This window comes from Kitasatospora sp. NPDC092286, assembly GCF_044755565.1.
GTDB lineage: Bacteria > Actinomycetota > Actinomycetes > Streptomycetales > Streptomycetaceae > Kitasatospora.
Genome location: NZ_JBIVRD010000001.1, coordinates 375,750 through 399,162 on the forward strand (window position 1 = coordinate 375,750; position 23,413 = coordinate 399,162).

Annotated in this window: 22 protein-coding genes; 11 read left to right on the forward strand and 11 right to left on the reverse strand. The window is 72.6% G+C overall.

Annotated elements, in window-relative coordinates:
- The first annotated feature begins 10 nt into the window (after positions 1 to 10).
- Complete coding sequence (locus ACIQIB_RS01815; RefSeq protein WP_363606057.1) at positions 11 to 1,150, forward strand: sensor domain-containing protein; 1,140 nt, start codon at positions 11 to 13, stop codon at positions 1,148 to 1,150.
- 139 nt (positions 1,151 to 1,289) lie between these two features.
- On the opposite strand, the gene ACIQIB_RS01820 is transcribed toward ACIQIB_RS01815, so the two are convergent.
- The gene (locus tag ACIQIB_RS01820; RefSeq protein ID WP_363605927.1) at positions 1,290 to 2,459 is read right to left on the reverse strand and encodes a trypsin-like peptidase domain-containing protein; all 1,170 of its coding nucleotides are present in this window, start codon (positions 2,457 to 2,459) and stop codon (positions 1,290 to 1,292) included.
- A gap of 123 nt (positions 2,460 to 2,582) precedes the next feature.
- Here ACIQIB_RS01820 and galE point away from each other — a divergent pair, with 123 nt between their 5' ends.
- Positions 2,583 to 3,569, forward strand: a complete 987-nt coding sequence (gene galE / locus ACIQIB_RS01825; protein ID WP_363605928.1) for a UDP-glucose 4-epimerase GalE — start codon at positions 2,583 to 2,585, stop codon at positions 3,567 to 3,569.
- A gap of 25 nt (positions 3,570 to 3,594) precedes the next feature.
- Here the strand turns inward: galE and ACIQIB_RS01830 are convergent, their stop codons facing one another.
- A complete protein-coding gene (locus ACIQIB_RS01830; RefSeq protein ID WP_400756214.1) occupies positions 3,595 to 6,051 on the reverse strand; it encodes a PQQ-binding-like beta-propeller repeat protein in 2,457 nt (818 codons plus the stop codon).
- A 447-nt stretch (positions 6,052 to 6,498) separates the two neighbouring features.
- On the opposite strand from ACIQIB_RS01830, the gene ACIQIB_RS01835 reads away from it, so the two are divergent.
- Positions 6,499 to 7,146: a TetR family transcriptional regulator gene (locus ACIQIB_RS01835; protein ID WP_363605931.1), complete on the forward strand. Its 648-nt coding sequence runs from the start codon at positions 6,499 to 6,501 to the stop codon at positions 7,144 to 7,146.
- 214 nt (positions 7,147 to 7,360) lie between these two features.
- Here ACIQIB_RS01835 and ACIQIB_RS01840 read toward each other — a convergent pair whose 3' ends face one another.
- The 6 genes from ACIQIB_RS01840 to ACIQIB_RS01865 all read right to left on the reverse strand — a co-directional run bounded on the left by ACIQIB_RS01840 (position 7,361) and on the right by ACIQIB_RS01865 (position 13,201).
- On the reverse strand, positions 7,361 to 8,305 hold the full coding sequence (locus ACIQIB_RS01840; RefSeq protein ID WP_363605932.1) for a beta-ketoacyl-ACP synthase III: 945 nt from the start codon (positions 8,303 to 8,305) through the stop codon (positions 7,361 to 7,363).
- Between the two features lie 130 nt (positions 8,306 to 8,435).
- Positions 8,436 to 9,638: a L,D-transpeptidase family protein gene (locus ACIQIB_RS01845; RefSeq protein WP_400756216.1), complete on the reverse strand. Its 1,203-nt coding sequence runs from the start codon at positions 9,636 to 9,638 to the stop codon at positions 8,436 to 8,438.
- Between the two features lie 129 nt (positions 9,639 to 9,767).
- Complete coding sequence (mqnE, locus tag ACIQIB_RS01850; RefSeq protein ID WP_363605933.1) at positions 9,768 to 10,931, reverse strand: aminofutalosine synthase MqnE; 1,164 nt, start codon at positions 10,929 to 10,931, stop codon at positions 9,768 to 9,770.
- 51 nt (positions 10,932 to 10,982) lie between these two features.
- Entirely contained in the window at positions 10,983 to 11,945 is a 963-nt protein-coding gene (locus tag ACIQIB_RS01855; RefSeq protein WP_363605935.1) for a threonine/serine dehydratase, read from the reverse strand.
- 5 nt (positions 11,946 to 11,950) lie between these two features.
- The gene (locus ACIQIB_RS01860; RefSeq protein ID WP_363605937.1) at positions 11,951 to 12,412 is read right to left on the reverse strand and encodes an Lrp/AsnC family transcriptional regulator; all 462 of its coding nucleotides are present in this window, start codon (positions 12,410 to 12,412) and stop codon (positions 11,951 to 11,953) included.
- 129 nt (positions 12,413 to 12,541) lie between these two features.
- Positions 12,542 to 13,201 carry a UbiX family flavin prenyltransferase gene (locus ACIQIB_RS01865; RefSeq protein WP_400756218.1) on the reverse strand — a complete coding sequence of 220 codons (660 nt, stop codon included), beginning with the start codon at positions 13,199 to 13,201 and terminating at the stop codon, positions 12,542 to 12,544.
- A gap of 67 nt (positions 13,202 to 13,268) precedes the next feature.
- Between ACIQIB_RS01865 and ACIQIB_RS01870 the strand changes: the two genes are divergently transcribed.
- From ACIQIB_RS01870 to ACIQIB_RS01880, 3 genes are all read left to right on the forward strand, one after another.
- On the forward strand, positions 13,269 to 14,024 hold the full coding sequence (locus tag ACIQIB_RS01870; protein ID WP_363605941.1) for a cyclase family protein: 756 nt from the start codon (positions 13,269 to 13,271) through the stop codon (positions 14,022 to 14,024).
- 68 nt (positions 14,025 to 14,092) lie between these two features.
- Entirely contained in the window at positions 14,093 to 14,803 is a 711-nt protein-coding gene (locus ACIQIB_RS01875) for an MOSC domain-containing protein (protein ID WP_363605942.1), read from the forward strand.
- A gap of 219 nt (positions 14,804 to 15,022) precedes the next feature.
- Entirely contained in the window at positions 15,023 to 15,265 is a 243-nt protein-coding gene (locus tag ACIQIB_RS01880; RefSeq protein WP_363605943.1) for a DUF4287 domain-containing protein, read from the forward strand.
- Here the strand turns inward: ACIQIB_RS01880 and mqnP are convergent.
- Together mqnP and ACIQIB_RS01890 are read right to left on the reverse strand one after the other, a co-directional pair.
- Positions 15,243 to 16,148, reverse strand: a complete 906-nt coding sequence (gene mqnP, locus ACIQIB_RS01885) for a menaquinone biosynthesis prenyltransferase MqnP (RefSeq protein WP_363605944.1) — start codon at positions 16,146 to 16,148, stop codon at positions 15,243 to 15,245. The two genes, ACIQIB_RS01880 and mqnP, sit on opposite strands and share 23 nt — an antisense overlap.
- Positions 16,145 to 17,602 carry a menaquinone biosynthesis decarboxylase gene (locus tag ACIQIB_RS01890; RefSeq protein WP_400756219.1) on the reverse strand — a complete coding sequence of 486 codons (1,458 nt, stop codon included), beginning with the start codon at positions 17,600 to 17,602 and terminating at the stop codon, positions 16,145 to 16,147. The genes mqnP and ACIQIB_RS01890 overlap by 4 nt, the downstream gene beginning before the upstream one ends.
- Before the next feature lie 91 nt (positions 17,603 to 17,693).
- On the opposite strand from ACIQIB_RS01890, the gene ACIQIB_RS01895 reads away from it, so the two are divergent.
- The 4 genes from ACIQIB_RS01895 to ACIQIB_RS01910 all read left to right on the forward strand — a co-directional run bounded on the left by ACIQIB_RS01895 (position 17,694) and on the right by ACIQIB_RS01910 (position 21,270).
- On the forward strand, positions 17,694 to 18,098 hold the full coding sequence (locus ACIQIB_RS01895; RefSeq protein ID WP_400756220.1) for a PLD nuclease N-terminal domain-containing protein: 405 nt from the start codon (positions 17,694 to 17,696) through the stop codon (positions 18,096 to 18,098).
- A gap of 438 nt (positions 18,099 to 18,536) precedes the next feature.
- Positions 18,537 to 20,138, forward strand: a complete 1,602-nt coding sequence (locus ACIQIB_RS01900) for an acyl-CoA carboxylase subunit beta (protein ID WP_363605948.1) — start codon at positions 18,537 to 18,539, stop codon at positions 20,136 to 20,138.
- A 77-nt stretch (positions 20,139 to 20,215) separates the two neighbouring features.
- The gene (locus ACIQIB_RS01905; protein ID WP_363605950.1) at positions 20,216 to 20,425 is read left to right on the forward strand and encodes an acyl-CoA carboxylase subunit epsilon; all 210 of its coding nucleotides are present in this window, start codon (positions 20,216 to 20,218) and stop codon (positions 20,423 to 20,425) included.
- Between the two features lie 221 nt (positions 20,426 to 20,646).
- Positions 20,647 to 21,270 (forward strand): ScbR family autoregulator-binding transcription factor, encoded by a 624-nt coding sequence (locus ACIQIB_RS01910; protein WP_400756222.1) that lies wholly within the window; start codon positions 20,647 to 20,649, stop codon positions 21,268 to 21,270.
- An 84-nt stretch (positions 21,271 to 21,354) separates the two neighbouring features.
- Here the strand turns inward: ACIQIB_RS01910 and ACIQIB_RS01915 are convergent, their stop codons facing one another.
- Entirely contained in the window at positions 21,355 to 21,978 is a 624-nt protein-coding gene (locus tag ACIQIB_RS01915) for a ScbR family autoregulator-binding transcription factor (protein WP_400654417.1), read from the reverse strand.
- A gap of 350 nt (positions 21,979 to 22,328) precedes the next feature.
- Between ACIQIB_RS01915 and ACIQIB_RS01920 the strand changes: the two genes are divergently transcribed.
- Positions 22,329 to 23,402, forward strand: a complete 1,074-nt coding sequence (locus ACIQIB_RS01920; RefSeq protein ID WP_363605953.1) for a ScbA/BarX family gamma-butyrolactone biosynthesis protein — start codon at positions 22,329 to 22,331, stop codon at positions 23,400 to 23,402.
- Positions 23,403 to 23,413: the final 11 nt, after the last annotated feature.

The window sequence follows — 23,413 nt, forward strand, 5'->3', positions numbered from 1 at the left end:
CGGCGCGCGGATGTGGAAGCAGGCCGGGCAGCTGATGTTCAACCTGCCGCTCGGCATCATGGGGTTCGTCTTCACCTTCGCGATGCTGAGCATCGGGCTGGCGCTGTCGATCACGGTGGTCGGCCTGCCGCTGCTGGCCGCCGGGCTGGCCGGCTGCCGGGGCCTGGGCGCGTTCGCCCGGCGCCGGGCCCGGTCCGCGTACGACTCCGGCGTGACCGAGCCGGAGCCGGTGCGCCGGACCAGGCCGGGTGCCATGGGCTACGCGGTCGCCCACCTGACCGACGCGCTGAGCTGGCGCTCGGCCCTGTACAACATCCTGCTGCTGCCCTGGGGCGTGCTGAGCTTCACGGTGACACTGATCTGTGTGATCGTCGGCTGGCCGGTCCTGCCGTGGGTGGTCCGCTTCCAGGCCGCGGTGGACCGGATGCTGGTGGAGCTCCTGCTCTACCCCGGCGCGCTGTCCGAGCGGGTGCGCGAGCTGGAGGACGACCGCGGCACGGTGGTCGACACCGCCGCCGCCGACCTGCGCCGGATCGAGCGCGATCTGCACGACGGCGCCCAGGCCCGGCTGGTGGCGCTGGCGATGGATCTGGGCCTGGCGAAGGAGCGGCTGAAGGAGACCGAGACGCCCGACGACGTGGCCGCCGCCGCCAGAATGGTCGACAACGCGCACGGCGAGGTGAAGCTCGCCCTGCAGGAACTGCGCGACCTGGCCCGGGGCATCCACCCGGCGGTGCTCACCGACCGCGGCCTGGACGCGGCGCTCTCCGCGGTGGCCGCCCGCTGCACCGTGCCGGGCGGGGTGCGGGTGCAGGTCGAGCTGAAGGGCGACGACGGCGCCGTGGAGCGCCCGGACTCGGCGGTCGAGGGCATCGCCTACTTCACCGTCAGCGAGCTGCTGACCAATGTCTCCAAGCACTCCGGTGCCCGCACCGCCACGGTCGACGCCTGGCGGGCCGGTGACCAGCTGATGCTGCTGGTCCAGGACGACGGCAAGGGCGGGGCCGCCGCCTACCCGGGCAGCGGCCTGGCCGGTCTGGCCGAGCGGGTCCGCGCGGTCGACGGGGTGTTCCTGGTGGAGAGCCCGGACGGCGGCCCGACCACGGTGACCATCGAGCTCCCCTGGCGGACCCGCACCGCCCGCCGCTGACTCCGGGCGGCGCGAGCCCGCCGGTACGCCGAGAGCCGGGACCTCGTCGAGGCAGTGACGAGGTCCCGGCTCCTTCCGCCCGTACGGCGGCCGGCCCGCGCGGCCCTTGCGCGGCTGCGGGCCGGCCGCCGTACGGGGCCTACGGGGTGGCCAGGGTGCCCAGGGTGACGTCGGCGGTCCTGCTCTGGCCGTCCCGGACGTAGGTGACGGTGACCTTGCTGCCCGGGGTGAGCGAGGCCAGCGCGGTGGTGAGCGAGTTCAGCGAGTCGACCGGGGTGTCGTCGATCTTGGTGATCACATCCCCGACCTGGAGGCCCGCCGCGGCGGCCGGGCCGCCGGAGGTGACCGCCACGATCGCGGCACCCGCCGGGCGGAACTTCTGGTCGAAGAAGGTCCGCGCGGTGATGCCCAGCGCGGCCCGGCCGGAGTTGGTGACCTTGCCGTCCTTGATCAGCTGGTCCGCGATGCTGGTGATGGTGGACGCCGGGATGGCGAAGCCGATACCGGGCGCGGCGGCGCCGTTGGCCTCGGGCTCGGTGGCGGCGAGCGTGTTGATGCCGATCACCTGGCTGTCCAGGTTGACCAGCGCACCGCCGCTGTTGCCCGGGTTGATCGCGGCCGAGGTCTGCACCATGTTGCCGATGGTGGCGCCCGGAGAGGCCCCCTCGTTGGGCTCGGAGACGGTCCGGCCGGTGGCCGAGACGATGCCCTGGGTGACGCTGCTGGAGAGCCCGAGCGGGCTGCCCATGGCGAGGGTGATCTGGCCCAGCTCGACCTTGGTGGAGTCCCCGAAGGTGGCCGGTTTGAGATCCTTCGGCGGGCTGGACAGCTTGATCACCGCGAGGTCGGAGTCGGGGTAGCTGGCGACCAGGCTGGCGTCGAGGGCCTTGGTGCTGTTGGCCAGGGTGACGGCGAAGGTGCCGGCGGTGCCGACCACATGGGCGTTGGTGACGATGTCGCCCTTGTCGTCGTAGACGATGCCGGAGCCGAGGCCGTTGGCGGTGGTGATCTGCACCACCGAGGGCAGGACGTCGGCGATCACCTTCTGGTACGCGTTCTGGAGCTGGTTGCCGTTCGCCACGGACGACGCCGAGGCGGACGCCGGGGCCGAACCGGTCGCCGGGGCGGCCGACGAGGAGGAGGACGATCCGCTGCTGCATCCGGCCACCACCAGTGCCGCCAGCGCGGCGGCCACCCCGGGGACGACCAGGCGGGCGGTGAGCGGCACGCGCCCGGCCGGGCGCGGCCGGACCGGGAACGGGCGGGTGGCTTCCTTCTTGCGGTTCACCTTGGCTGCCTCCGATTCCATCGCCACACGGGGGTCACCCGGATCGCAGGTTTCCCACTACAGAGATCTTTGTCAGCATTTCACCGATATGCCCGAATCTGAGGCCCGACTCGCCCGGCACCCGGGCGCCTTAGGATCGGGGCCATGACTTGGTTGATCACCGGTGGCGCCGGATACATCGGCAGGCACGTGGTGCACCAGCTCGTGGCGGCCGGCGAGCGGGTGGCCGTGCTGGACGACCTCAGTACCGGTGACCCCACCCGGCTGCCGCCGGGCGTCGCCCTGGTCGAGGGCTCCACACTGGACCGGGCCGCCCTGGACGCGGCGATCCGCGCGCACGACGTGCGGGGCGTCCTGCACTTCGCCGCGAAGAAGAGGGTCGGCGAGTCGGTCGAGCGGCCGTTCTTCTACTACCGGGAGAACCTGACCGGCCTGCAGAACGTGCTGGAGGCGGTCGCCGAGGCGGGCGTACGGCGCTTCCTCTTCTCCTCCTCCGCCGCCGTCTACGGCATGCCGGACACCGAGCTGGTCACCGAGTCCGCGCCCTGCGCGCCGATGAACCCGTACGGCGAGACCAAGCTGGCCGGCGAGTGGCTGGCCGCGGCCGCCGGCCGGGCCCACGGCATCTCCACCGCCTCCCTGCGCTACTTCAACGTGGCGGGCGCGGCCTCGCCCGAGCTGTCCGACGAGGGCGTGTTCAACCTGATCCCGATGGTCTTCGAACGGCTCACGGCCGGCCGGGCCCCGCAGATCTTCGGTGCCGACTACCCGACCCCCGACGGCACCTGCGTCCGGGACTTCATCCACGTCTCCGACATCGCCTCGGCCCATGTGGCGGCCGCCCGGCGGCTCGCCGCCGACCCGCCCGGCGAGACCTCGCTGGTCCTCAACATCGGCCGCGGCGAGGGCGTCAGCGTCAAGGAGATGCTGGACGTGATCGGCCGGGTCACCGGCTACGACGCCACCGGCGAGATCGCCCCGCGCCGGCCGGGCGACCCGGCCCGGGTGGTGGCCTCCGCCGAGCTGATCCGCCGCGAGCTGGGCTGGAGCGCCAGGTACGGCGTCGAGGAGATGGTCGCCTCGGCCTGGGAGGGCTGGTGCGCCCGCCACCCGCGGGCCCGCCGGCGGTAGCCCCGCCCGCAGGCCCGCCCGCCCGTCAGTGCGGTGGCACCGCCGTGCCGTAGAAGGCGTCCAGCGCGTAGACGCAGCGGTCCTTGCTGCCGACGAACACCCGCCCGCCGACCGCCACCGGTGAGCCGGTCAGCTCGCCCTTGGTCCCCAGCTCCCAGCGCAGCTGACCGCTCGCCAGGTCCAGGGTGTGCAGCGAGTGGTCCCGGCTGCCGAGGTGGACCAGGCCGTCGGCGACCGCCGGGGAACCGACGATCTCGCCCCGCGCGGTGTAGCGCCAGCGCTCCCGGCCGGTGGCCGCCTCGAAGGCGTACAGCACCTCGCCGCTGGCCAGCAGTGCCAGGCCGTCGCCGACCACCACCGGCTCGGCGCCCTGCCGGTTGCCGGTGACCCCGCGCCAGCGGTCCCGGCCGGTGGCCGCGTCCAGCGCGTACACCGTGCCGAGGTAGTCGGCGACGTACACCGCGTCCGCGTCCAGCGCCGGCGGGGTGAACAGCACCACCGGGGCCTCGAAGCGCCAGCGCTCGGCGCCGGTCGCCGCGTCCAGCGCGTACACCCGGGTACCGGCCGTCACGTACAGCACCCCGGCCCGCTCGGCCGGGCGGGAGGGCACGTCCTCGCCGACCGGGAAGGACCAGCGCAGGCCCGCGCCGCGCGGGTCCACGCAGCGCAGCCGCCCGCCGCCGTAGTAGTACGCGGCACCCGCCACCAGGGCCGGCCCCGACTGCGGGTTCTCGTAGTTCTGCTGGGCGTCGTCGGCACGCCACAGCTCGGCGCCGCCGGCCGCCGAGCGCAGCCGCACCCCGCCGCCCCGGATGCCGCAGCAGAGCACGCCGTCGGCGGCGTCCAGCGAGTACACCCAGCCGTCCAGCGAGCTGCGCCAGCGCTCGGTGCCGTCCGCCACGTCCACCGTGTACAGGTGCGGGCCGTCGGCCGCGTGCACCCGGCCGGCGTCCACCGCGAGCGCCCAGGCCACGTCCAGGGTCTTGTAGCGGCGCTGACCGGACGCGATGTCGAGGGCGTGCACCTCGAGGCTGGAGACGAAGAGGGTGCCGCCGGCGACCACCGGGGTGCCCCAGACGTCGCTGGACATCCGGAACCGCCAGGGCCGCCAGCGGGCGGCCGGCACCGGCGGCGGGGTGATCCGGCGGACCCAGTCGGTCTCGGCGGGCGCGTCGCCCGGCCCGGTCTGCTCGGCGCGCGGCCCCGGGCCTATCCGTACCGAGGCACCGGACAGCCGCACCTCGGCGACGTCCTCCGCGGCACCGGGGGCGCGGTGGCGGCGGCGGGCGGAGATCTTCTCGGTGGCGGCCTCGGCGTCCGCCCCCCGGTGGACCGGCGCGGCGTGCACCGGCCCGGCCGCGAGCGGGGCGTGCGGCCCGCCGGGGTGCCGGGTGCCCGGGCCGTCCTGGCCGGGGCGCTCCAGCGACACCGGCCGCTGCGGCGGGTACCCGTACGTCGGGACGGCCTGCGGCGGCTCGGCCGGGCGCAGCGGCGCGGTGCCCGGCGGTACGGCGCCCTGCGGTACGGCGCCCTGCGGCGGGACACCCTGCGGCGGGACGGCCGGCGCGGAAGCGGACGCCGACGGCACCTGACGGCGGCTGCGCTTGCGCTCGATCAGCTCCAGCGCGTTGGGAGGCAGCCAGTCGCCCGCCTCGCCGGAGGCGTCGTCCCGGGAGAACAGGTGCGGGGCCAGTTCGGCCTGGATCTGCGCCGGGGTCGGCCGGTGCTCGGGCGACGGCCGCATGCAGGCGCGCACCAGGTCCACCAGCTCGGCCGGCAGGCCGGAGAGGTCGGGCTGGTCGCGCAGCAGCTGGAAGACCGTCTCGACCGGGTTGCCGCCCCGGTAGGGCGGGTGTCCGGTGGCGCAGAACACCAGCAGCGAACCGAGCGAGAAGACGTCGCTGGCACCCCTGACACTGCGGCTGTCGCGGGCCTGCTCGGGCGACATGTACGCCGGGGTGCCGACGGCGACGTTGGTCATGGTGAGCCGGGTGTGCGAGACACCGGCGGCGATGCCGAAGTCGATCACCCGCGGACCGTCCTCGACCACCAGTACGTTGGAGGGCTTGAGGTCGCGGTGGATCAGCCCGACGGCGTGGATGGACTGCAGCGCCTCGGCGATGCCCGCGATCAGCCAGCGCACCGCGCCCACCGGCAGCGGCCCGCACTCGCCGACCAGGTCCTCCAGGGACGGCGCCGGGACGTACGCGGTGGCCAGCCAGGGCACCCGGGCGTCGGCGTCGGCGTCCACCACGGCCGCGGTGTAGAAGCCGCCGACGGTCTTGGCGGCCGCGATCTCCCGGGCGAAGCGGACCCGGAACAGCTCGTCCTCGGCCAGCTCGCCCCGGACGGTCTTGATGGCCACCCGCCGGCCGGACGCGGAGCGCGCCAGGTAGACCAGCCCCATCCCGCCCGCGCCGAGCCGCCCCAGCACCTCGAAGGGCCCGATCCGCCTCGGATCGTGCGCCGTCAGCTGGTCCACTCGCTGCCACCTCCCCGTCTTCCGCACCCGCCGCGGGGTGCCGGACCCGATTCTCCAATGCCGCCCGGGTCATCTCCAACCTCCCCCGCTCTGATCCGGCCCGGGAGCGGCCGTCGGCCGGCGGCCGCTCACCGTCCGGTCAGCGCCTCCGGAACGGCCGGATTCTGACGCCCGCTCCGGCTGCGGCTTGCGTGCGACACGCCCGGAACTTTTTCGCGGGCCACGTCACACCCGGCCCGCGATCGTCACGCTCTGTCACTCGATCACCCCTCAGCGGACTCGCCGTCACGCTGTGGGGTCATAAGCACACGGGGGGGCTTCAACAGGGCCTCCGGGGGGTGATGAATATCCGTCCAAAGCGCTTCACGCCCCCTATACCAACCCCCGGGCGGAGTAATAGTCGCATCACCGAATCGCGCCAAGATCGTGCCACGGTAAGCTGACGGCATGACAGGACAAGTTCGCACCGTCGACGGTCGCGTCGCCGGGCGACGCGGACAGGAGACGCGGCAGAAGCTGCTCGACTGCCTCCGCGAGATGCTCAGCACGTCGCCCTATCGGGACGTCAAGGTCATCGACGTCGCCCGTATGGCGGGTACCTCCCCCGCGACCTTCTACCAGTACTTCCCGGATGTCGAGGGCGCTGTCCTCGAAATCGCCGAGGAAATGGCCAAGGACGCCGACACCCTCAAAGAGCTGGTGGCCGGAAAGTCCTGGGCAGGGAAGTCCGGCTCGGCCACTTCGGAAGAACTGGTCGACGGATTCCTCGCCTTCTGGCGCAAGAACGACGCCATTCTCCGAGTGGTCACGCTCGGTGCCGCCGAAGGGGACAAGCGGTTCTTCAAGATCCGCATGACGGTCCTCAACGCGGTCGCCAAGCCGCTCACGGAGGCCATCAAGGAACTCCAGGCGAAGAACCAGGCGGACAAGTCGCTCGACGCGGCCGCCGTCGCCGGATCCCTGGTCTCGCTGCTCGCCTCGGCGGCCGAGCACCAGAAGGCCTTCACCTCCTGGGGCGTCAAGGTCAAGGACCTCAAGCCCAGCCTCGCTCCCCTGGTGTACCTGGGTGTCACCGGCAAGAAGCCGCCCAAGTAGACCGATCCGCCTACCCACCCATCCGCTCCGCGCGCAGCCCCGGCCTCCTGTCCGGGGAACGGCGGACGGCGGCCGTGTCCTCGGGGGAGGTCCGCCGACGTACCGCAGCGCGCCAGACATGCCGGTGGGCGGGCGCCCCTCACAAGGGGTGCCCGCCCACCGGCATGTGTGCGTCCGTGGCCGTAAAGGGCCCTCCAGGGCTCTCTAGGGCTCTCTAGGGGCAGCGCACGACCTGCCCGGCGTACGCCAGGCCGCCGCCGAAGCCGAAGAGCAGCACCGGGTCGCCGGGCGACAGCTCGCCGCGCTCGACCAGCTTGGAGAAGGCCAGCGGGATGGACGCGGCCGAGGTGTTGCCGGACTCCACCACGTCCCGGGCGACCACCGCGTCGGGGGCGCCGAGCTTGGCGGCGATCGCGTCGATGATCCGGAGATTGGCCTGGTGCGGCACGAAGCCCTTGAGCTCGGACGGGTCGATACCGGCCTGCTCGCAGGTGCGGCGGGCCAGCGGGGCGATCTGGGTGGTGGCCCAGCGGAACACCGACTGGCCCTGCTGGCTGATCACCGGGTCCCAGCCGGTGATCACCACGGCATCGCTCTTCTCCGGCTCCGAACCCCACACCACCGGGCCGATACCGGGCTCGGCGCCCTCCTCCTGGGCCTCCACGACCGCGGCGCCGGCGCCGTCACCGAAGATCACACAGGTGGTCCGGTCGGTCCAGTCGATGGTGTCCGACATCCGCTCGGCACCGATCACCAGCGCGAGCCGCGCCGCGCCGGCCCGGATCGCGTGGTCGGCGGTGGCCAGCGCGTACGAGAAGCCCGAGCAGACCGTGTTGATGTCGTAGGCGGCCGGGGCGCGCACACCGAGGCGGGCGGCGACGGCGGCAGCGGTGTTGGGGCTGCGCTCGACCGCGGTACAGGTGGCGACCACGATCAGGTCGACGTCGGAGGCCGACCGGCCGCTCTTGGCCAGCGCCTTCTGGGCCGCCTCGGTGGCGAGGTCGACCAGGGTCTCGCCCTCGGCGATGTGCCGGGTCCGGATCCCCACCCGGCTGCGGATCCACTCGTCATCGGTGTCGACCAGCACCGCCAGGTCGTCGTTGCTGAGGACCTTCGGGGGCTGGTAGTGGCCGAGTGCCACAATGCGCGAACCGCTCATGCTGCCACTCAACCGGGTTACCCGCTGGTCCGCGGGGCGCGACCGGCTACAGGATCCGCCCCCGGAACCTGTAGGAGGCCAACAAGGACCGTTGGGGGGACTGGGGCCACGTCCCCCGGCCGGGAGCGGGTCAGACGGCCAGCGAGGCCGCGTCACCCATCACGATCACCGGACGGGCCGCCGGATCGAGGGTGCGCAGCAGCTCGGCCATCTTGTCCTCGGGGACGGAGACGCAGCCGTGGGTGGGGCCGCCGTGGTCGACGTGGATCCAGATCCCGCCGCCCTTGGTGGAGCCGCTGGGACGGCGCGGGTCGAGCGGCGAGTTGCCGGGCACCCGGTTGTAGTTGATCGCGACGACGTAGTCGAAGGAGCCGGCCAGCGGCTCGCCGGCGAAGCCCCGCCCGGAGACCACGAAGTTGGGGTCCTTGTCGTACGGGAGCCTGCTGCCCGGGTCGGCGTTGCGACCGCCCGCGTCGGTGAGCGAGAAGACGCCGATCGGGCTGCGCAGGTCGCCCTCGTTGTGGTCGGTGGTCCAGCCCTTGTTGGCGTTGTGGCCCTGCCAGCTCTCGCCGGCCAGCCAGCGGCCCTCGGGGGTGCGGGTCCAGAGCGTCACGGTGGTCTTGTTGGCGTCCCGGCCCTGGCCGGAGGCGAGCACGACCTGGGTGGTCTCGGCGGGTATCCGGGCCGTGAAGGTGGCACCGACGCCGGGTATCGCGGCGACCGAGCCGTCCGTCCGGGCCTCGCTGCGGGTGACGGCCGGTGCCCCGGTGTGCCGGTCGGCGGCGGGCTGGGCGCCGGGGACGGCGGCCGGGGAGGGCTGGTCGGGGGCGGCGACGCCGTCGGGGCCGGGGCCGTCGGCGCTGGTCACGCCGGGCTGGGCGGAGTCCTGGCCGACGGTGTACCAGCCGGCGGCGGCCGCGAGCAGCAGCGCGGTACCGGCGGTCACGGCCCGGCCGTGGCGCTTCTTCTTGGGCTTGCGCCGGTGGCCGCGGGCCGCCCTGGGCTCCACCGGCACGGCGGCGGGCGCGGTGTCCGCGACCGGTCCGGCCTGTCCGGGTACCGTGCCGGCCTCGGTGTGGACGGGCTCGGTGTGGACGGGCTCGGTGTGGACGGGCTCGAACGGCTGGTCGTACGCCTCGTAGTCCTCGTGGGCCGGGTACGCGTCGTAGGCCCCGGCCGTGTGGACACCGTACTCACCGGCCGGCCGGGGCGTGCCGTGGTCCGGGTGGACCGGCTGCCGGTACACCCCGGAGAACTGCTGCGGCGCCCCGTACGCCGGCTCGGGCATCGGCTCGTACGGGGGGTACGCGGTGGCGCGATGAGAACCGGACATGCGGCCGATCCTGCCAAACGAGGGGGCCGATAGGAAACCCGGGGCGCTGTACGAGCCCGGTGAAGAAAACGCCTCCCGAGCCCGGTGCGGGGCTCGGGAGGCGGAGAACCGCTGGTCAGAGGCGGATCGTCAGAGGCGCATCGCCTGCGGGGTCTCGCGACGCGTCAGGTCGGGGCCGTCGTACTCGCGGATGATCTCGTAGCGGGTGTTGCGCTCCACCGGGCGGAAGCCGGCGTCCCGGATCAGGTCGAGCAGGTCGTCGCGGCCGAGCTTGTTCGGGGTGCCGAAGTTGTCCGCGTCGTGGGTGATCTTGTACTCGACCACCGAGCCGTCCATGTCGTCCGCGCCGTGGCTGAGCGCCAGCTGGGCGGTGGTGACGCCGTGCATCACCCAGAAGACCTTGACGTGCGGGACGTTGTCGAAGAGCAGCCGGGAGACCGCGAAGGTCTTGAGCGCCTCGGCGCCGGTCGCCATCTCGGTCCGGGCCATCAGCTTGTTGCGCACGACGCCGTCCTTGGAGTCGTGGAAGTCGTGCTGGTAACGGAGCGGGATGAAGACCTGGAAGCCGCCGGTCTCGTCCTGGAGCTCGCGCAGCCGCAGCACGTGGTCCACCCGGTGGCGGGGCTCCTCGATGTGCCCGTACAGCATGGTGGCGGGCGTCTTGAGGCCCTTGCTGTGGGCGAGGCGGTGGATCCGCGACCAGTCCTCCCAGTGGGTGTCGTGGTCGACGATGTGCTGGCGGACCTCCCAGTCGAAGATCTCCGCGCCGCCGCCGGTCAGCGACTCCAGACCGGCGTCGATCAGCTCGTCCATGATCTCGTCGGCGGGCAGGCCGCTGATCTTCTCGAACCAGTGGATCTCGGTGGCGGTGAAGGCCTTCAGCGAGACGTTCGGCAGGGCCGCCTTCAGCTCCCGCAGCGAGCGCGGGTAGTAGCGCCACGGCAGGGTCGGGTGCAGGCCGTTCACGATGTGCAGCTCGGTGAGGGAGTCGACCTCCATCGCCTTGGCCAGCCGGACGGCCTCCTCGATGCGCATCGTGTACGCGTCCTTCTCACCCGGCTTGCGCTGGAACGAGCAGTACGCGCAGGACGCGTTGCACACGTTGGTCATGTTGAGGTGGCGGTTGACGTTGAAGTGGACGACGTCGCCGTTCTTCCGCGTCCGCACGTGGTGGGCCAGCCCGCCCAGCCAGGCCAGGTCGTCGCTCTCGTAGAGCGCGATCCCGTCCTCGCGGGTCAGCCGCTCACCCGCGTAGACCTTCGCCTCCAGCTCGCGCTTGAGCCCTGCGTCCATGCGGTGCCCCGCCTCCTCCGACTTCGATTCCTTGCCGGAACGAGCGTACGCCTATGCCGACAGCAGCTCGGCGAGCAGTACCGGTTCGATGTTGCCACCGCTGACCACGGCCGCCACCATTCGTCCGCCGACGGCGTCGGCGCGGTGGAAGTACGCGGCCGGGGCGACGGCTCCGGACGGCTCGGCGACCAGCCGGCCGCGCCGGGCCAGCAGGGCGACGGTGGCGCGGATCTCGTCCTCGGTGACGGTGACGATGTCGTCCACGTACGCGGTGAGGTGTTCGAACGGCAGCTCCCCGACCGAGGGGGTGCGCAGGCCGTCCGCGATGGTCCGGTAGGTGTCGGCGACCGGCCAGCTGAGCCGTCGGCCGGCCCGGAAGCTGGCCTGGGCGTCGGCGGCCAGCTCCGGCTCGACCCCGACGATCCGGACGCCCGGGCGGGTGAGCTTGAGCGCGGCCGCCGTCCCGGAGATCAGGCCGCCGCCGCTGACCGGCACCAGCACGGTGTCCAGCTCGGCCGGGGCGTCCTCGGCGATCTCCAGGCCGACCGTGCCCTGGCCCGCGATGATGAACGGGTCGTCGTACGGCGGCACCCAGACGTAGCCGTGCCGCTCGGCCAGTTCGGCGGGCACCGTGTCGCGTTCCTCGGGCGACACCAGGACCACCTCGGCGCCGAACGAGCGGGTGCCGTCGACCTTGACGGCGGGCGAGGTGTCCGGCATGACGATCACGGCCTTGATCCCGAGCAGCCCCGCCGCGTACGCCACCGCCTGCGCGTGGTTGCCGCTGGACTGGGCGACCACGCCGCGGGCCCGTTCGTCCCCGGTGAGCGCGGCGAGGCGGTTGTAGGCGCCCCGGGCCTTGAAGGCGCCGGTCGGCTGGAGGTTCTCCGGCTTGAGCCAGAGCCGGCGCTCGCCGTCGCCCGCCCAGGGGGCGGGGACCAGCGGGGTGCGCACCGCCACCCCCGCGATCCGCCGCTGGGCCGCGCGCAGCTCCTCCAGGCCGACCAGTGCCATCGCCGTTACTCTCCTTCGACCAGGGGGAGTTCGCTCACCCGGTTCTCCCACTTGGTGGAGAGTACGACGGTGGTGCGGGTACGGGCCACGCCCTTCGTCCCGGAGATCCGCTTCACCACCGACTCCAGGCCCTCCACGTCGGGGACCCGGACCTTGAGCATGTACGAGTCGTCCCCGGCGATGAACCAGCAGTCCTCGACCTCGCCGAGGTCCTTCAGCCGGTGCGCGACGTCCTCGTGGTCGGCCGCGTCGGTGAGTTGAAGGCCGATCAGGGCCGTGACGCCGAAACCGAGCGAGGCCGGGTTGACCGTCGCGCGGTAGCCGGTGATGACACCGGCCTGTTCCAGCCGGTTGATCCGGTCCGTCACGCTCGGGCCGGAGAGGCCCACCAGTCGGCCCAGCTCGGCGTAGGACGCACGGCCGTTCTCCCGGAGCGCCTGAATGAGCTGTCTGTCCACCGTGTCCATATACCGTCCGCGTCCTTCCGAACCTCGCCAGACCCACAGATCATTATCCGGATTCCAAGGCGCTATGCGCGGACCAACCCGGATATCGCAGAGAACATACTCTCCCGTCACCGGGCTCCCCACTCCCCCTCACGCGTCGCGGCCGTCCCGGCGGGCCGCAGCGCCCAACTCGCCCTCCCAGCGGAGGTACAGCGAGTGCGGCACGCCGACGGCGTCCAGCACCCGGCCGGCGACGAAGTCGACCAGCTCACGGACGGTGGAGCCGCCGGCGTAGAAGCCCGGCGAGGCGGGGAGCACGACGGCGCCCTGCGCGTCCAGTTCCACCAGATGCTTCAGCGTCACCCCGTTGAGCGGCGTCTCCCGGACGCACACCACCAGCGGGCGGCGCTCCTTCAGGGTGACGCTGGCGACCCGCTGCAGCAGGTCCTTGCTCAGCCCGAGCGCGATCCCGGCCACCGCCCCGGTGGTCGCGGGGACGACCAGCATGCCCTTGGCCGGGTACGAGCCGCTGGACGGGCCGGCCGCGAAGTCCCCGGCCGGCCAGTAGCGGACGTCGTCGAGGTCGTCCGTGCCCAGCCACCGCGCGAGGTCCTCGCGCCAGTGCGCGTCGCGGAAGGAGATGCCGGTCTCGTCCAGGATGGTGAGCCGGGCCGCGCGGCTGACCACCAGGTCCACCGCCTCCCCGGCGGCGAGCAGCGCCCGGATCACGGAGGCGGCGTACGGCGTCCCGGACGCGCCCGAGACCCCGACCACCCATGGCTGACGCACCGGCTGTTTCGCTGTTCCCATGGCCCATTTCTATACGGCCCCACCCGGAGCGGCTCCATCCGGACACGGCCCTGCGAGGATGGGCGCCATGGCAGCGACCCTCGTCGACCTCACCCATCAGGTGACCACCGCGATGCCGGTCTACCCCGGCGATCCGGCGGTCGCCCTGGAGCCCGCCCTCACCACCGCCACCGCCGGGGTGAACGTGCTGGCCCTGCACCTCGGCTCGCAGTCCGGTACCCATGTGGACGCGCCGTACCACGTGGACGTCACCTGGCCCACCCTGGACGGCCTGCCGCTGGAGCTGTTCACCGGCCCGGCGGTGGTCGCCGACCTGCGCGGCCTGCCGCCCCGGACACCGGTGACGCCCGAGCTGCTCGGCCCCGCGCTGGAGCGGGCCGCGGCCGCCGGAGAGGGTGTCGTGCTGCTGCTGGCCACCGGCTGGGCCCGGCACTGGGGCACCGACGCCTACCTCGCCCATCCGCACCTGACCGCGGCGGCCGCCGAGGCGATCGTCGCCGCCGGGGTACGGACGGTCGGCCTAGACGCGCTCAGCGTGGACCCCACCCCCGATCCGGGCCCCGGCGACCCGGCGGTGGCCGCCCTGCTCGCCGACCTCACCGACGAGCACGACCGGACGGCGGGCGCCGAGGAGCCGACCCTGGCCGCCCACCGGGTGCTGCTCGGGGCACCCGGCGGCGGTGTGATCGCCGAGAACCTGACCGATCTGCGGGCGCTGCTGGACGCCCAGGAGGCCGGCCGGCCGGTGGAGATCTCGCTGTTCCCGCTCCGGCTGGTGGCCGCCGACGGCGCGCCGGTGCGGGCGGTGGCCCGGCTCGGGTGAGCGGGCGCGGCCGGAACGGGCACCTTGGTCTAGACCATCCCCGTCGGGCGCCGCTACGCTTTCCGGCCATGGCAGAGATCATCGGAGTGATCGAGCGGCTCTGGCGCTACCCCGTGAAGTCCACCGGCGGCGAGCGGCTCGACTCCGTCGAGGTGGACGAGCGCGGCCTGGCCGGCGACCGTCTCTACGCCGTGCGCGACAGCGCCGGCAAACTCGGCTCCGGCAAGAACACCCGGCGCTTCCGCCGGATGGACGGCCTGCTCCGCCTCTCCTCCCGGCTCGGGCACCGGCTCGACGGCCCCGAGCTGTTCGACCCGCTCGGCCGGCCGGTCGCCGACACCACCGCCTTCCTCCGCGCCTACCTGCAACGCCCGGACGTCGAGCTCGCCCGCGAGGACGCCGTCTCCCACTTCGACCAGCTCCCGGTCAGCGTGCTCACCACCGCCACCCTGGACTGGGTACGGGAGGCCGTCCCGTACGCCGTGGTCGACGAACGGCGCTTCCGCCCCAACATCCTGTTGCGCACCCCGCCCGGCACCCCGCCGTTCGTCGAGGACGCCTGGTTCGGCCGCGAGGGCCGCGGCGGCTCGGGCGTCCGGCTCGGCTTCGTCCGCAGCAGCGAGCGCTGCGTCATGACCACCGCCGCCCAGCCCGGCCTCCCGCACGCCCCGGAGATCCTCAAGGCCATCGCCCAGGCCCACGACAACCGCCTCGACGCCCTCGCCGAGGTCGCCTCCCCCGGCCGCCTCAGCGTGGGCGACGCCCTGTCACTCGACTGACGGCGGCCCGCCGCAGGACGGTGGGGTCGTCGCCCCGCAGCGCGCTGCCGATCCGGTCGGCCCGCCAGTCGGCGGCCACCTCGGATCCGCCCATTCGCGCGTTCCCCTCACTCCGGGATCGGCCTGTGACCTGAATCACCCTCACCGGACCGATGAGTTCCCGCCCGGCCGCCGGTCCAACTGACAACAGTCGTACGAACCGATGGGACACCGATCGACATGACCGAAGCCGTGAAGGGCCCCGCCAGCTACTTCCCCTCGATCGAGAAGAAGTACGGCCGTCCGATCGCGGAGTGGAAGGACCTGATCCACTCCTCGCCCCTGACCAGGCACATGGAGCTGGTCTCCTGGCTCAAGGCCGTGCACGGCCTGGGCCACGGCCATGCCAACGCCCTGGTCGCGCACACCCTCGCCGAGGGGAGCGGCGGCCAGGGCGCGGTCACCCGCCCAGGCCGCGGATGACCAGGTCCACCAGGGCGAAGAAGAACAGCGAGATGCCGACGAAGCCGTTCGTCTGGAAGAACGCCCGGTTCAGCCGCGACAGGTCGTTCGGCTTCACGATGGTGTGCTCGTAGACGAACGCTCCCGCGACGACCACCAGGCCGAGCCAGAACGCCGGGCCCGCGTGGGTCAGCACCGCGAACCAGACGAGCAGCGCCGTCGTGATCACGTGGCAGACCCGCGCGCCCCGGATCGCCGCCGGGACGCCGAAGCGGGCCGGGACGGAACGGACGTTGCCGGCCCGGTCGGAGGCGACGTCCTGGCAGGCGTAGATCAGGTCGAAGCCGCCGATCCAGATGCCGACGGCGAGGCCGAGCACCACCGCGTCCCAGGACCAGCTGCCGGTCACCGCGAGCCAGGCGCCGACCGGCCCCATCGCCTGGGCGAGGCCGAGGATGGCCTGCGGGAAGTCGGTGAACCGCTTGCCGTAGGGGTAGACGACCATCGGGACGACCGCGACCGGGGCGAGCGCCAGGCAGAGCGGGTTGAGCAGGGCGGCCGCGCCGAGGAAGACGACCAGCGCGACCGCCGAGCCGACGTACGCGGTCTTCAGCGACACCGCGCCGGTGACCAGTTCGCGGCCGGCCGTGCGCGGGTTCCGGGCGTCTATCTCGCGGTCGATGATCCGGTTGGCGGCCATCGCGAAGGTCCGCAGGCCGACCATGCAGACGGTGACGACGAACAGCTCGCCCCAGTGCACCCGCCGGTCGGCGAGGAACATCGCGGTCAGCGCGGCGATGTAGGCGAAGGGCAGCGCGAAGACCGAGTGCTCGATCATCACCAGGCGCAGGAACGCCTTGACCTTGCCCGGCGGGACCTCGGGGAGGGCGGCAGCCGTGCTCACAGCCCGTACTCCTTCCAGCGGCGGTCGATCAGGGCGGCGGTGGCCGGGTCGGAGCTGACCATCTCCGGCCAGCCGCCGTCCCGGGTGTAGCCCTCCTCCGGCAGCTTGCGGGTCGCGTCGATGCCCGCCTTGCCGCCCCAGAACTGCTGGTAGGAGGCGTGGTCGAGATGGTCGACCGGGCCTTCGACCACGGTGAGGTCCCGGCTGTAGTCGACGTTGCCGAAGGCCCGCCAGGCCACTTCCTGGTAGTCGTGCACATCACAGTCGGAGTCCACCACGATGATCAGCTTGGTCAGCGACATCATGTGGGCGCCCCAGATCGCGTGCATCGTCTTCTGGGCGTGCTTGGGGTACTTCTTGTCGATCGAGACGATCACGCAGTTGTGGAAGCCGCCTGCCTCGGGCAGGTCGTAGTCGACGATGTCCGGGATGATGATCTTCAGCAGCGGCAGGAAGAAGCGCTCGGTGAACTTGCCCAGCGGCCCGTCCTCGGTCGGCGGGCGGCCGACCACGATGGACTGCAGGATCGGCCGGCGGCGCATCGTCACACAGTCGATCGTCAGGGCCGGGAACGGCTCCTGCGGGGTGTAGAAGCCGGTGTGGTCGCCGAACGGGCCCTCGGGCAGCATCTCGCCGGGCTCCAGCCAGCCCTCCAGCACCACCTCGGCGTCGGCCGGGACCTGCAGCGGAACGGTCTTGCAGTCGACCATCTTCACCCGCTCGCCCGCGACGAAGCCCGCGAACAGGTACTCGTCGATGTCGCCCGGCAGCGGCGCGGTGGCCGCGTAGGTGACGGCCGGCGGGCAGCCGAAGGCGATCGCGACCGGCAGCCGCTCACCGCGCCTGGCGGCCACCGCGTAGTGGTTGCGGCTGTCCTTGTGGATCTGCCAGTGCATGCCGATGGTGCGCCGGTCGTGCCGCTGGAGCCGGTAGAGGCCGAGGTTGCGGATGCCGGTGTCCGGGTCCTTGGTGTGGGTCAGGCCCAGGTTGAAGAAGGAGCCGCCGTCCAGCGGCCAGGTGAACAGCGCGGGCAGCTCGTCCAGGTTGACGTCGTCGCCGGTGAGCACGACCTCCTGGACCGCGGCCTCGCCCGGCTTGACCTTCCGCGGCGGCACATGGGCCATCGAGGCGAGCTTGCCGAAGGCGTCCCGGAACCCGGTGAAGCCGTGCGGCAGCTCGGGCTTCAGCAGACCGGCGATCTTCTCGGAGATGTCCTCCGGGCCCTTGAGGCCGAGCGCCTTGGCGAGCCGGCGCTCGGTGCCGAAGACGTTCATCGCCAGCGGCATCGAGGAGCCCTTGACGTTTTCGAACAGCAGCGCGGGGCCCTTGGCCTTCTGCACCCGGTCGACGATCTCGCCGATCTCCAGGTGGGGGTCCACCTCGGCCTTGATGCGCTTGAGGTCGCCTTCGCGGTCGAGGGCCCGCAGAAACGAGCGGAGATCGTCGTATGCCATGCCAGCCAGTATCCGCCACCCGATAGCCTGGCCCGGTCAAGGGCCCCTGAGAAGTCCCGCCCAACCGCCGTCGCCGGGGGAGATCGCCGCCGTGCTGAGGATTCTGACCTTCGTGCTCCCGCTCGCCCTCTGGGTGTGGGCCTTCATCGACTGCCTGACCACCCCCGAGGACGAGGTGAAACACCTGCCCAAGGTGGTCTGGGTCATCATCGTGCTGCTCTTCCCGCTGGTCGGCTCCATCGCCTGGCTGGTGGCCGGAAAGCGGCGCGACGGACTACGGACGGCGACGGCCGGGTCCACCGCCGGCTACCCGGAGTACGACCGCCCGCGCGGCGGCCGCCCGCTCGCGCCGGACGACGACCCGGAGTTCCTGGCGTCGTTGAAGAAGGACAACAAGCAGCACGAGGACATGCTCAAGCAGTGGGAGGCGGATCTGCGCCGCCGCGAGGAGGAGCTGCGGGGCAAGGACGAGCCGGAAGACGGCCGCAAGAGCTGAGGCGACTCCCTCAAACAGCCCACCCGGGAACATGCGGGTGGGCTGCGGTGTTTTTGGCGCATCCCTACGACTGCCGGGCGGCAGATCGCTTCCCGCCACCATGCCCCGATCGGCTTTATCAGGCCTTGAGCAATCCTCCAAAACGGTCCGCTACCGTAGTGATTGACAGCCCTGACCTGCATGTTTCTTCATGCTCAGATCATCCGATGACCATCTTGGCGACAACCCCCGGTATTCGAACAGACACCGAGCGCACAGGACGGAGCGGCTCGGTTTCTGTCCAGCCCTGACATCTAAACGGACGCGACCTTGTACGGAATCGACGCCGAAACCAGCGTGCGGCCCCTCGTACAGTCATAAGTGAAGAAGTGATTCGCAGCCGGGGGCACAGCAGACGTTGGCTGTCGGACAGTTCCCTCACCCTTGGAGTGGTTCGAGATGACGGTTGTGCATGAGGCGCCGATCGGTGACGAGGTCCCCGAGATCCCGGCCGACGCCCACGGGCGGGTCGCCGAGCTGCACGAACTGCGCAACCAGGTCCGCCAGGGCCCGGGCGAGAAGGCCACCGCGGCCCAGCACGCCAAGGGCAAGCTGACCGCCCGCGAGCGCATCGACCTGCTGCTCGACGAGGGCTCCTTCCACGAGGTCGAGCAGCTGCGCCGGCACCGCGCCACCGGCTTCGGCCTGGAGGCCAAGAAGCCACACACCGACGGCGTCATCGTCGGCTGGGGCACCGTGCACGGCCGGACGGTCTTCACCTACGCGCACGACTTCCGGATCTTCGGCGGAGCGCTGGGCGAGGCCCACGCGCAGAAGATCCACAAGATCATGGACATGGCCATCGCGGCCGGCGCACCCCTGGTCTCGCTGAACGACGGCGCCGGCGCCCGTATCCAGGAGGGCGTCACCGCCCTCGCCGGCTACGGCGGCATCTTCCAGCGCAACACCAAGGCCTCCGGCGTCATCCCGCAGATCTCCGTGATGCTCGGCCCCTGCGCCGGCGGCGCCGCCTACTCCCCGGCCCTGACCGACTTCGTCTTCATGGTCCGCGAGACCTCCCAGATGTTCATCACGGGCCCCGACGTCGTGCAGGCCGTCACCGGCGAGAAGATCACCCAGAACGGCCTCGGCGGCGCCGACGTCCACTCCTCCACCTCCGGCGTCTCGCACTTCGCCTACGACGACGAGCAGTCCTGCATCGAGGAGGTCCGTTACCTCCTCTCGCTGCTCCCCCAGAACAACCGCGAGATGCCCCCGCCGGTCGCCGGCGACGACCCCGTGGACCGCCGCAACGACGTCCTGCTCGACCTCGTGCCCGCCGACGGAAACCGCCCGTACGACATGCGCAAGGTCATCGAGGAGATCGTCGACCACGGCGAGTACCTGGAGGTCCACGAGCGCTGGGCCACCAACGTGCTGTGCGTCCTCACCCGGATCGACGGCCACGTCACCGGCATCATCGCCAACCAGCCGCAGTCGCTGGCCGGCGTGCTCGACATCAACGCCAGCGAGAAGGCCGCCCGCTTCGTGCAGATGTGCGACGCCTTCAACATCCCGCTGGTCACCATGCTCGACGTCCCCGGCTTCCTGCCCGGCGTCGACCAGGAGCACGACGGCATCATCCGCCACGGCGCCAAGCTGCTCTACGCCTACTGCAACGCCACCGTGCCGCGCATCCAGCTGATCCTGCGCAAGGCCTACGGCGGCGCCTACATCGTCATGGACTCCCGCTCCATCGGCGCGGACCTGTCCTACGCCTGGCCCACCAACGAGATCGCCGTCATGGGCGCCGAGGGCGCGGCCAACGTCATCTTCCGCCGTGACATCAACGGTGCCGAGGACCCGGACGCGACCCGCGCCCAGAAGATCAAGGAATACAAGAGCGAGCTGATGCACCCGTACTACGCGGCCGAACGCGGCCTCGTGGACGACGTCATCGACCCCGCCGAGACGCGTCAGGTCCTCGCCTCGGCACTGGCCATGCTCCGCACCAAGCACGCCGATCTGCCCAGCCGCAAGCACGGCAACCCGCCGATGTAGCACCGCGCACCTCGCTGACGCGACACCAGGCGCCACCCCACACCACACCACGCAGCCACCGGGGGAGAAACCAGATCATGACCGCTTCCGCCGAACCTCTCGTCCGTATCGTCCGCGGCTCGCTCGACGCCGAGGAACTCGCCGCCCTGACCGCCGTGCTGATGGCCCGTGCCGCCGCCCAGCAGGCCGCGGCCGCCGTCGCGCCGGTCGAGCCGATCGCCAGCTGGCAGCGCCTGGAGCGCCGCCCGGCGTACTACTCCCCGGTCAGCTGGCAGCAGGCCGCCTGAGCCGCGGACCCCGGACCCGTTCCGGCGGCCGGCCACCCCACCCGGGTGGCCGGCCGTCGGCGTTCCGGCCCGCGCCGGCCCGGCCTCCCGCCGCCGCGCACGCACGATCGGGCCCCGGGCGGCTCGGTAGAATACCTACTGGACGGTATGCGGCCCGCAGCGCCGTCGGCCCCCATAGGATCGGCCGCTGCCGAGGACCAGAACTATCCAGGGAGGCTGCGATGGCCAGGCAGGCCCGTGCGCTGGCGACCCGCCAGGCGGTACTCCTCGCGGCGGCCGAGGTGTTCGACGAACGCGGCTACGCCGCCGCCACCATGTCCGAGATCCTGGAGCGGGCCGGCGTCACCAAGGGCGCCCTGTACTTCCACTTCCGCTCCAAGGAGGAGCTGGCACTCGCCGTCATCGAGGGGCAGGGCGCCTGGCTCTCCACCTGGCGGCCGACCTCCGACAGCCCCGTCCAGACGCTGATCGACCTCGGCTACGCCTTCGCCCACGCCCTGCTGGACGATCCCATGGTGCGCGGCAGCATCCGGCTGACCATCGAGCACGGCAGCTTCACCCAGCCGCAGGCCGACACCTACCAGGGCTGGTCGGACGTGACCCGTGGGCTGCTGGAACGCGCCCGGGAGGCGGGCGACCTGCACCCGGGCCTGGACGTGGCGGCCGCGGCCGGGGTGATCACGGGCGCGGTCACCGGAATCCAGCTCAGCTCGCAGGTGCTGACCGGCCGCCAGGACCTGGTCCAGCGGATGGCCGACCTGTGGACGCTGATCCTGCCGGGGCTGGTCCAGCCGCACGCGCTCGCCCGGCTGAGCGTCGCCGAGCGGGTGCCGGGGCGTTCCTGAGCCGCCCACGGGCAGGCCTTGAGCGGTTCCTGAACGGCCCGTCGGCGGTTCCGTACACCCCCCGCACCGGCCGGGCGGACCGGGTCAGGTGCGGTACGCGGCGCAGCGCTCCCCCGGCACCAGGGCCGGCAGGGCCGCGGCCCAGAGGCCGCGCACCGCCTCCGGTCCCAGCCGGTCCGCGTCCTCGGCGGAGAGCAGCACCAGGCCGGCCGCCAGGGTGGTGAGCAGCTCGGCGGCCTGCCGACGGTCCACTCCGGGGCGCAGCTCACCGGTCGCCTCGGCCCGGTCCAGCAGCCGCCGGACCACGGCGGTCAGGCTGCGCCAGGTGGCCGCGGTGCCGGCCGGCCCACCGCCCCGGCGGGCCTCCTGGCCGCCCTGGCCGAGCTGGACACCGGCCCGCACCACCACGTCCTCGCGCAGCAGGCGGGCCAGCTCGTGCGAGAAGTCGATCAGGCCCTGGAGGGCGGGGCCGCCGCAGCGCAGCGCCCGGAGCGCGGCGGAGCCGATCTCGCGCCCGGCCGCCGCGCGGACGCCGTCGGCGAGCGCCTGCTTGGAGACGAAGTGGAAGTAGAGCGCGCCCTTGCTGACGCCGGCCCGGCGGCTGATGTCGACCAGGCTGGCCGCCTCGAAGCCCGCGTCCGCGAAGGTGTCCGCCGCGGCGAGCAGGACGGCCTGCCTGGTCCGCCCCGCACGTTCCTGCTTGACCACTGGGCCCCTCCGGCCTCCGCCCGCGCGAGATCCCGGCTCGCGCGGCTGCTGTCAGGGCGCCGTCGTCGGTGGTGCGACGCCTCGCATGCGGACGGCACGGCCCGAAACCGCATGGTTGGTATCTAATCTACCGCCTCGGCGGCCCCCACCGTCCAGCGGGTGCCGACCCCCGCCCGAGGTCCGCCACCACCCGCCCGGACATTCCCGCAGACCAGCGGCCGGGTACCGTGATCACGCCGGGCGTCCGGCAGGGGCGACCCCGCACGTGGAGTACAAACCGGGTGGTCTGTATGTTTTCTCTGGGCCGCCCGCCGTGGCCGGTCGACCGACACCCGGAAGTGGGGCCAGTCATGCCATTGATCGAAGAACCGGGCGCCCATGGTCCGTATCCGCACTTCGGCCCCGGCTACGACTTCCACGAGCGGACCGTCTCCCGCCACCTGGTGCACCGGTCCTCGGTGTCCGAGGTGTTCATCACCGGCTGGCAGGCCACCGGCCCGTACGACTTCCTGCTCGGCGCCCAGTGGCCCCGGCTGCACGGCTTCTACCGGCTGCCCGGCGACCGGCACCACGACCCGGTACTGATGGCCGAGACCGTCCGCCAGGCCGGACTGCTGATCGGCCACGCCGGCTTCGGCGTCCCGCGCGGCCACCACTTCGCGATGGACGAACTCTGCTACGCGCTCGGCCCGGCCGGCCTCGACGGCCTCGCCGTCACTGCCGGGCCCGCCTCGCTGATGCTCCGGGTGGCCTGCCAGGACGTCCGGATGCGGCACGGCCGGCTGGCCTCGCTGCGGGTGCACGCCGAGATCGAGCGGGACGGCCGCCCGGTCGGCCACGGCTCCGGCCAGCTGCGGGTGATCTCCCCCGCCTCGTACACCCGGCTCCGCGGGTCCGGACGACGGACCGCCACGCCGGTGCGGCCTGGCACGCCCACCGCGCCCGGGCTGGTAGGCCGCGAGCAGGCCGCCGACGTGGTGCTCAGCCCGTCCCCGCTGCCCGGCAGCTGGCTGCTGCGCACCGACGCCGGCCACCCGGTGCTGTTCGACCACACGCTGGACCACGTGCCCGGCATGCTCGTGCTGGAGGCCGCCCGGCAGGCCGCCCAGCGGCTGCGGCACCCCGAGCCGGTGGTGCCGGTCGAGCTGGTCTCGTCGTTCAGTCGTTTCATCGAGCTGGACCGGCCCTGCCTGGTCCGGGCCGTCCGCGAGCGCGGGCAGGGCGGCCAGGACGGGCAGGGCGGGCGCCGGGTGCCGGTGCGGGTGCTGCTGGTGCAGGACGGCCGGACAGCGGCCGAGTGCCGGCTGCTCACCGAGCCGGCCGGCGCACCGGCCGGCGGGCCGGACCGGCGGGACGCCTTCGACGCCTTCGGGGACGCCCCCGCCGGGCCCGGCCGCGGCCCGGGCCTGCCGCTCGCCGGCTGACCCGGTGACCG

Coding starts and splice junctions, on each gene's coding strand:
- ACIQIB_RS01855 (WP_363605935.1), bottom strand. CDS start 11,945: ATGGCACTGGTCGGCCTGGAGGAGCTGCGCGCGGCCCAGCGGCGGATC.
- ACIQIB_RS01840 (WP_363605932.1), bottom strand. CDS start 8,305: ATGAGCGGTTCGCGCATTGTGGCACTCGGCCACTACCAGCCCCCGAAG.
- ACIQIB_RS01905 (WP_363605950.1), top strand. CDS start 20,216: ATGACCGCTTCCGCCGAACCTCTCGTCCGTATCGTCCGCGGCTCGCTC.
- ACIQIB_RS01860 (WP_363605937.1), bottom strand. CDS start 12,412: ATGGACACGGTGGACAGACAGCTCATTCAGGCGCTCCGGGAGAACGGC.
- mqnE (WP_363605933.1), bottom strand. CDS start 10,931: ATGGACGCAGGGCTCAAGCGCGAGCTGGAGGCGAAGGTCTACGCGGGT.
- ACIQIB_RS01835 (WP_363605931.1), top strand. CDS start 6,499: ATGACAGGACAAGTTCGCACCGTCGACGGTCGCGTCGCCGGGCGACGC.
- ACIQIB_RS01865 (WP_400756218.1), bottom strand. CDS start 13,201: ATGGGAACAGCGAAACAGCCGGTGCGTCAGCCATGGGTGGTCGGGGTC.
- ACIQIB_RS01820 (WP_363605927.1), bottom strand. CDS start 2,459: ATGGAATCGGAGGCAGCCAAGGTGAACCGCAAGAAGGAAGCCACCCGC.
- ACIQIB_RS01870 (WP_363605941.1), top strand. CDS start 13,269: ATGGCAGCGACCCTCGTCGACCTCACCCATCAGGTGACCACCGCGATG.
- ACIQIB_RS01900 (WP_363605948.1), top strand. CDS start 18,537: ATGACGGTTGTGCATGAGGCGCCGATCGGTGACGAGGTCCCCGAGATC.
- ACIQIB_RS01920 (WP_363605953.1), top strand. CDS start 22,329: ATGCCATTGATCGAAGAACCGGGCGCCCATGGTCCGTATCCGCACTTC.
- ACIQIB_RS01875 (WP_363605942.1), top strand. CDS start 14,093: ATGGCAGAGATCATCGGAGTGATCGAGCGGCTCTGGCGCTACCCCGTG.
- ACIQIB_RS01890 (WP_400756219.1), bottom strand. CDS start 17,602: ATGGCATACGACGATCTCCGCTCGTTTCTGCGGGCCCTCGACCGCGAA.
- ACIQIB_RS01845 (WP_400756216.1), bottom strand. CDS start 9,638: ATGTCCGGTTCTCATCGCGCCACCGCGTACCCCCCGTACGAGCCGATG.
- ACIQIB_RS01910 (WP_400756222.1), top strand. CDS start 20,647: ATGGCCAGGCAGGCCCGTGCGCTGGCGACCCGCCAGGCGGTACTCCTC.
- galE (WP_363605928.1), top strand. CDS start 2,583: ATGACTTGGTTGATCACCGGTGGCGCCGGATACATCGGCAGGCACGTG.
- ACIQIB_RS01880 (WP_363605943.1), top strand. CDS start 15,023: ATGACCGAAGCCGTGAAGGGCCCCGCCAGCTACTTCCCCTCGATCGAG.
- ACIQIB_RS01815 (WP_363606057.1), top strand. CDS start 11: ATGTGGAAGCAGGCCGGGCAGCTGATGTTCAACCTGCCGCTCGGCATC.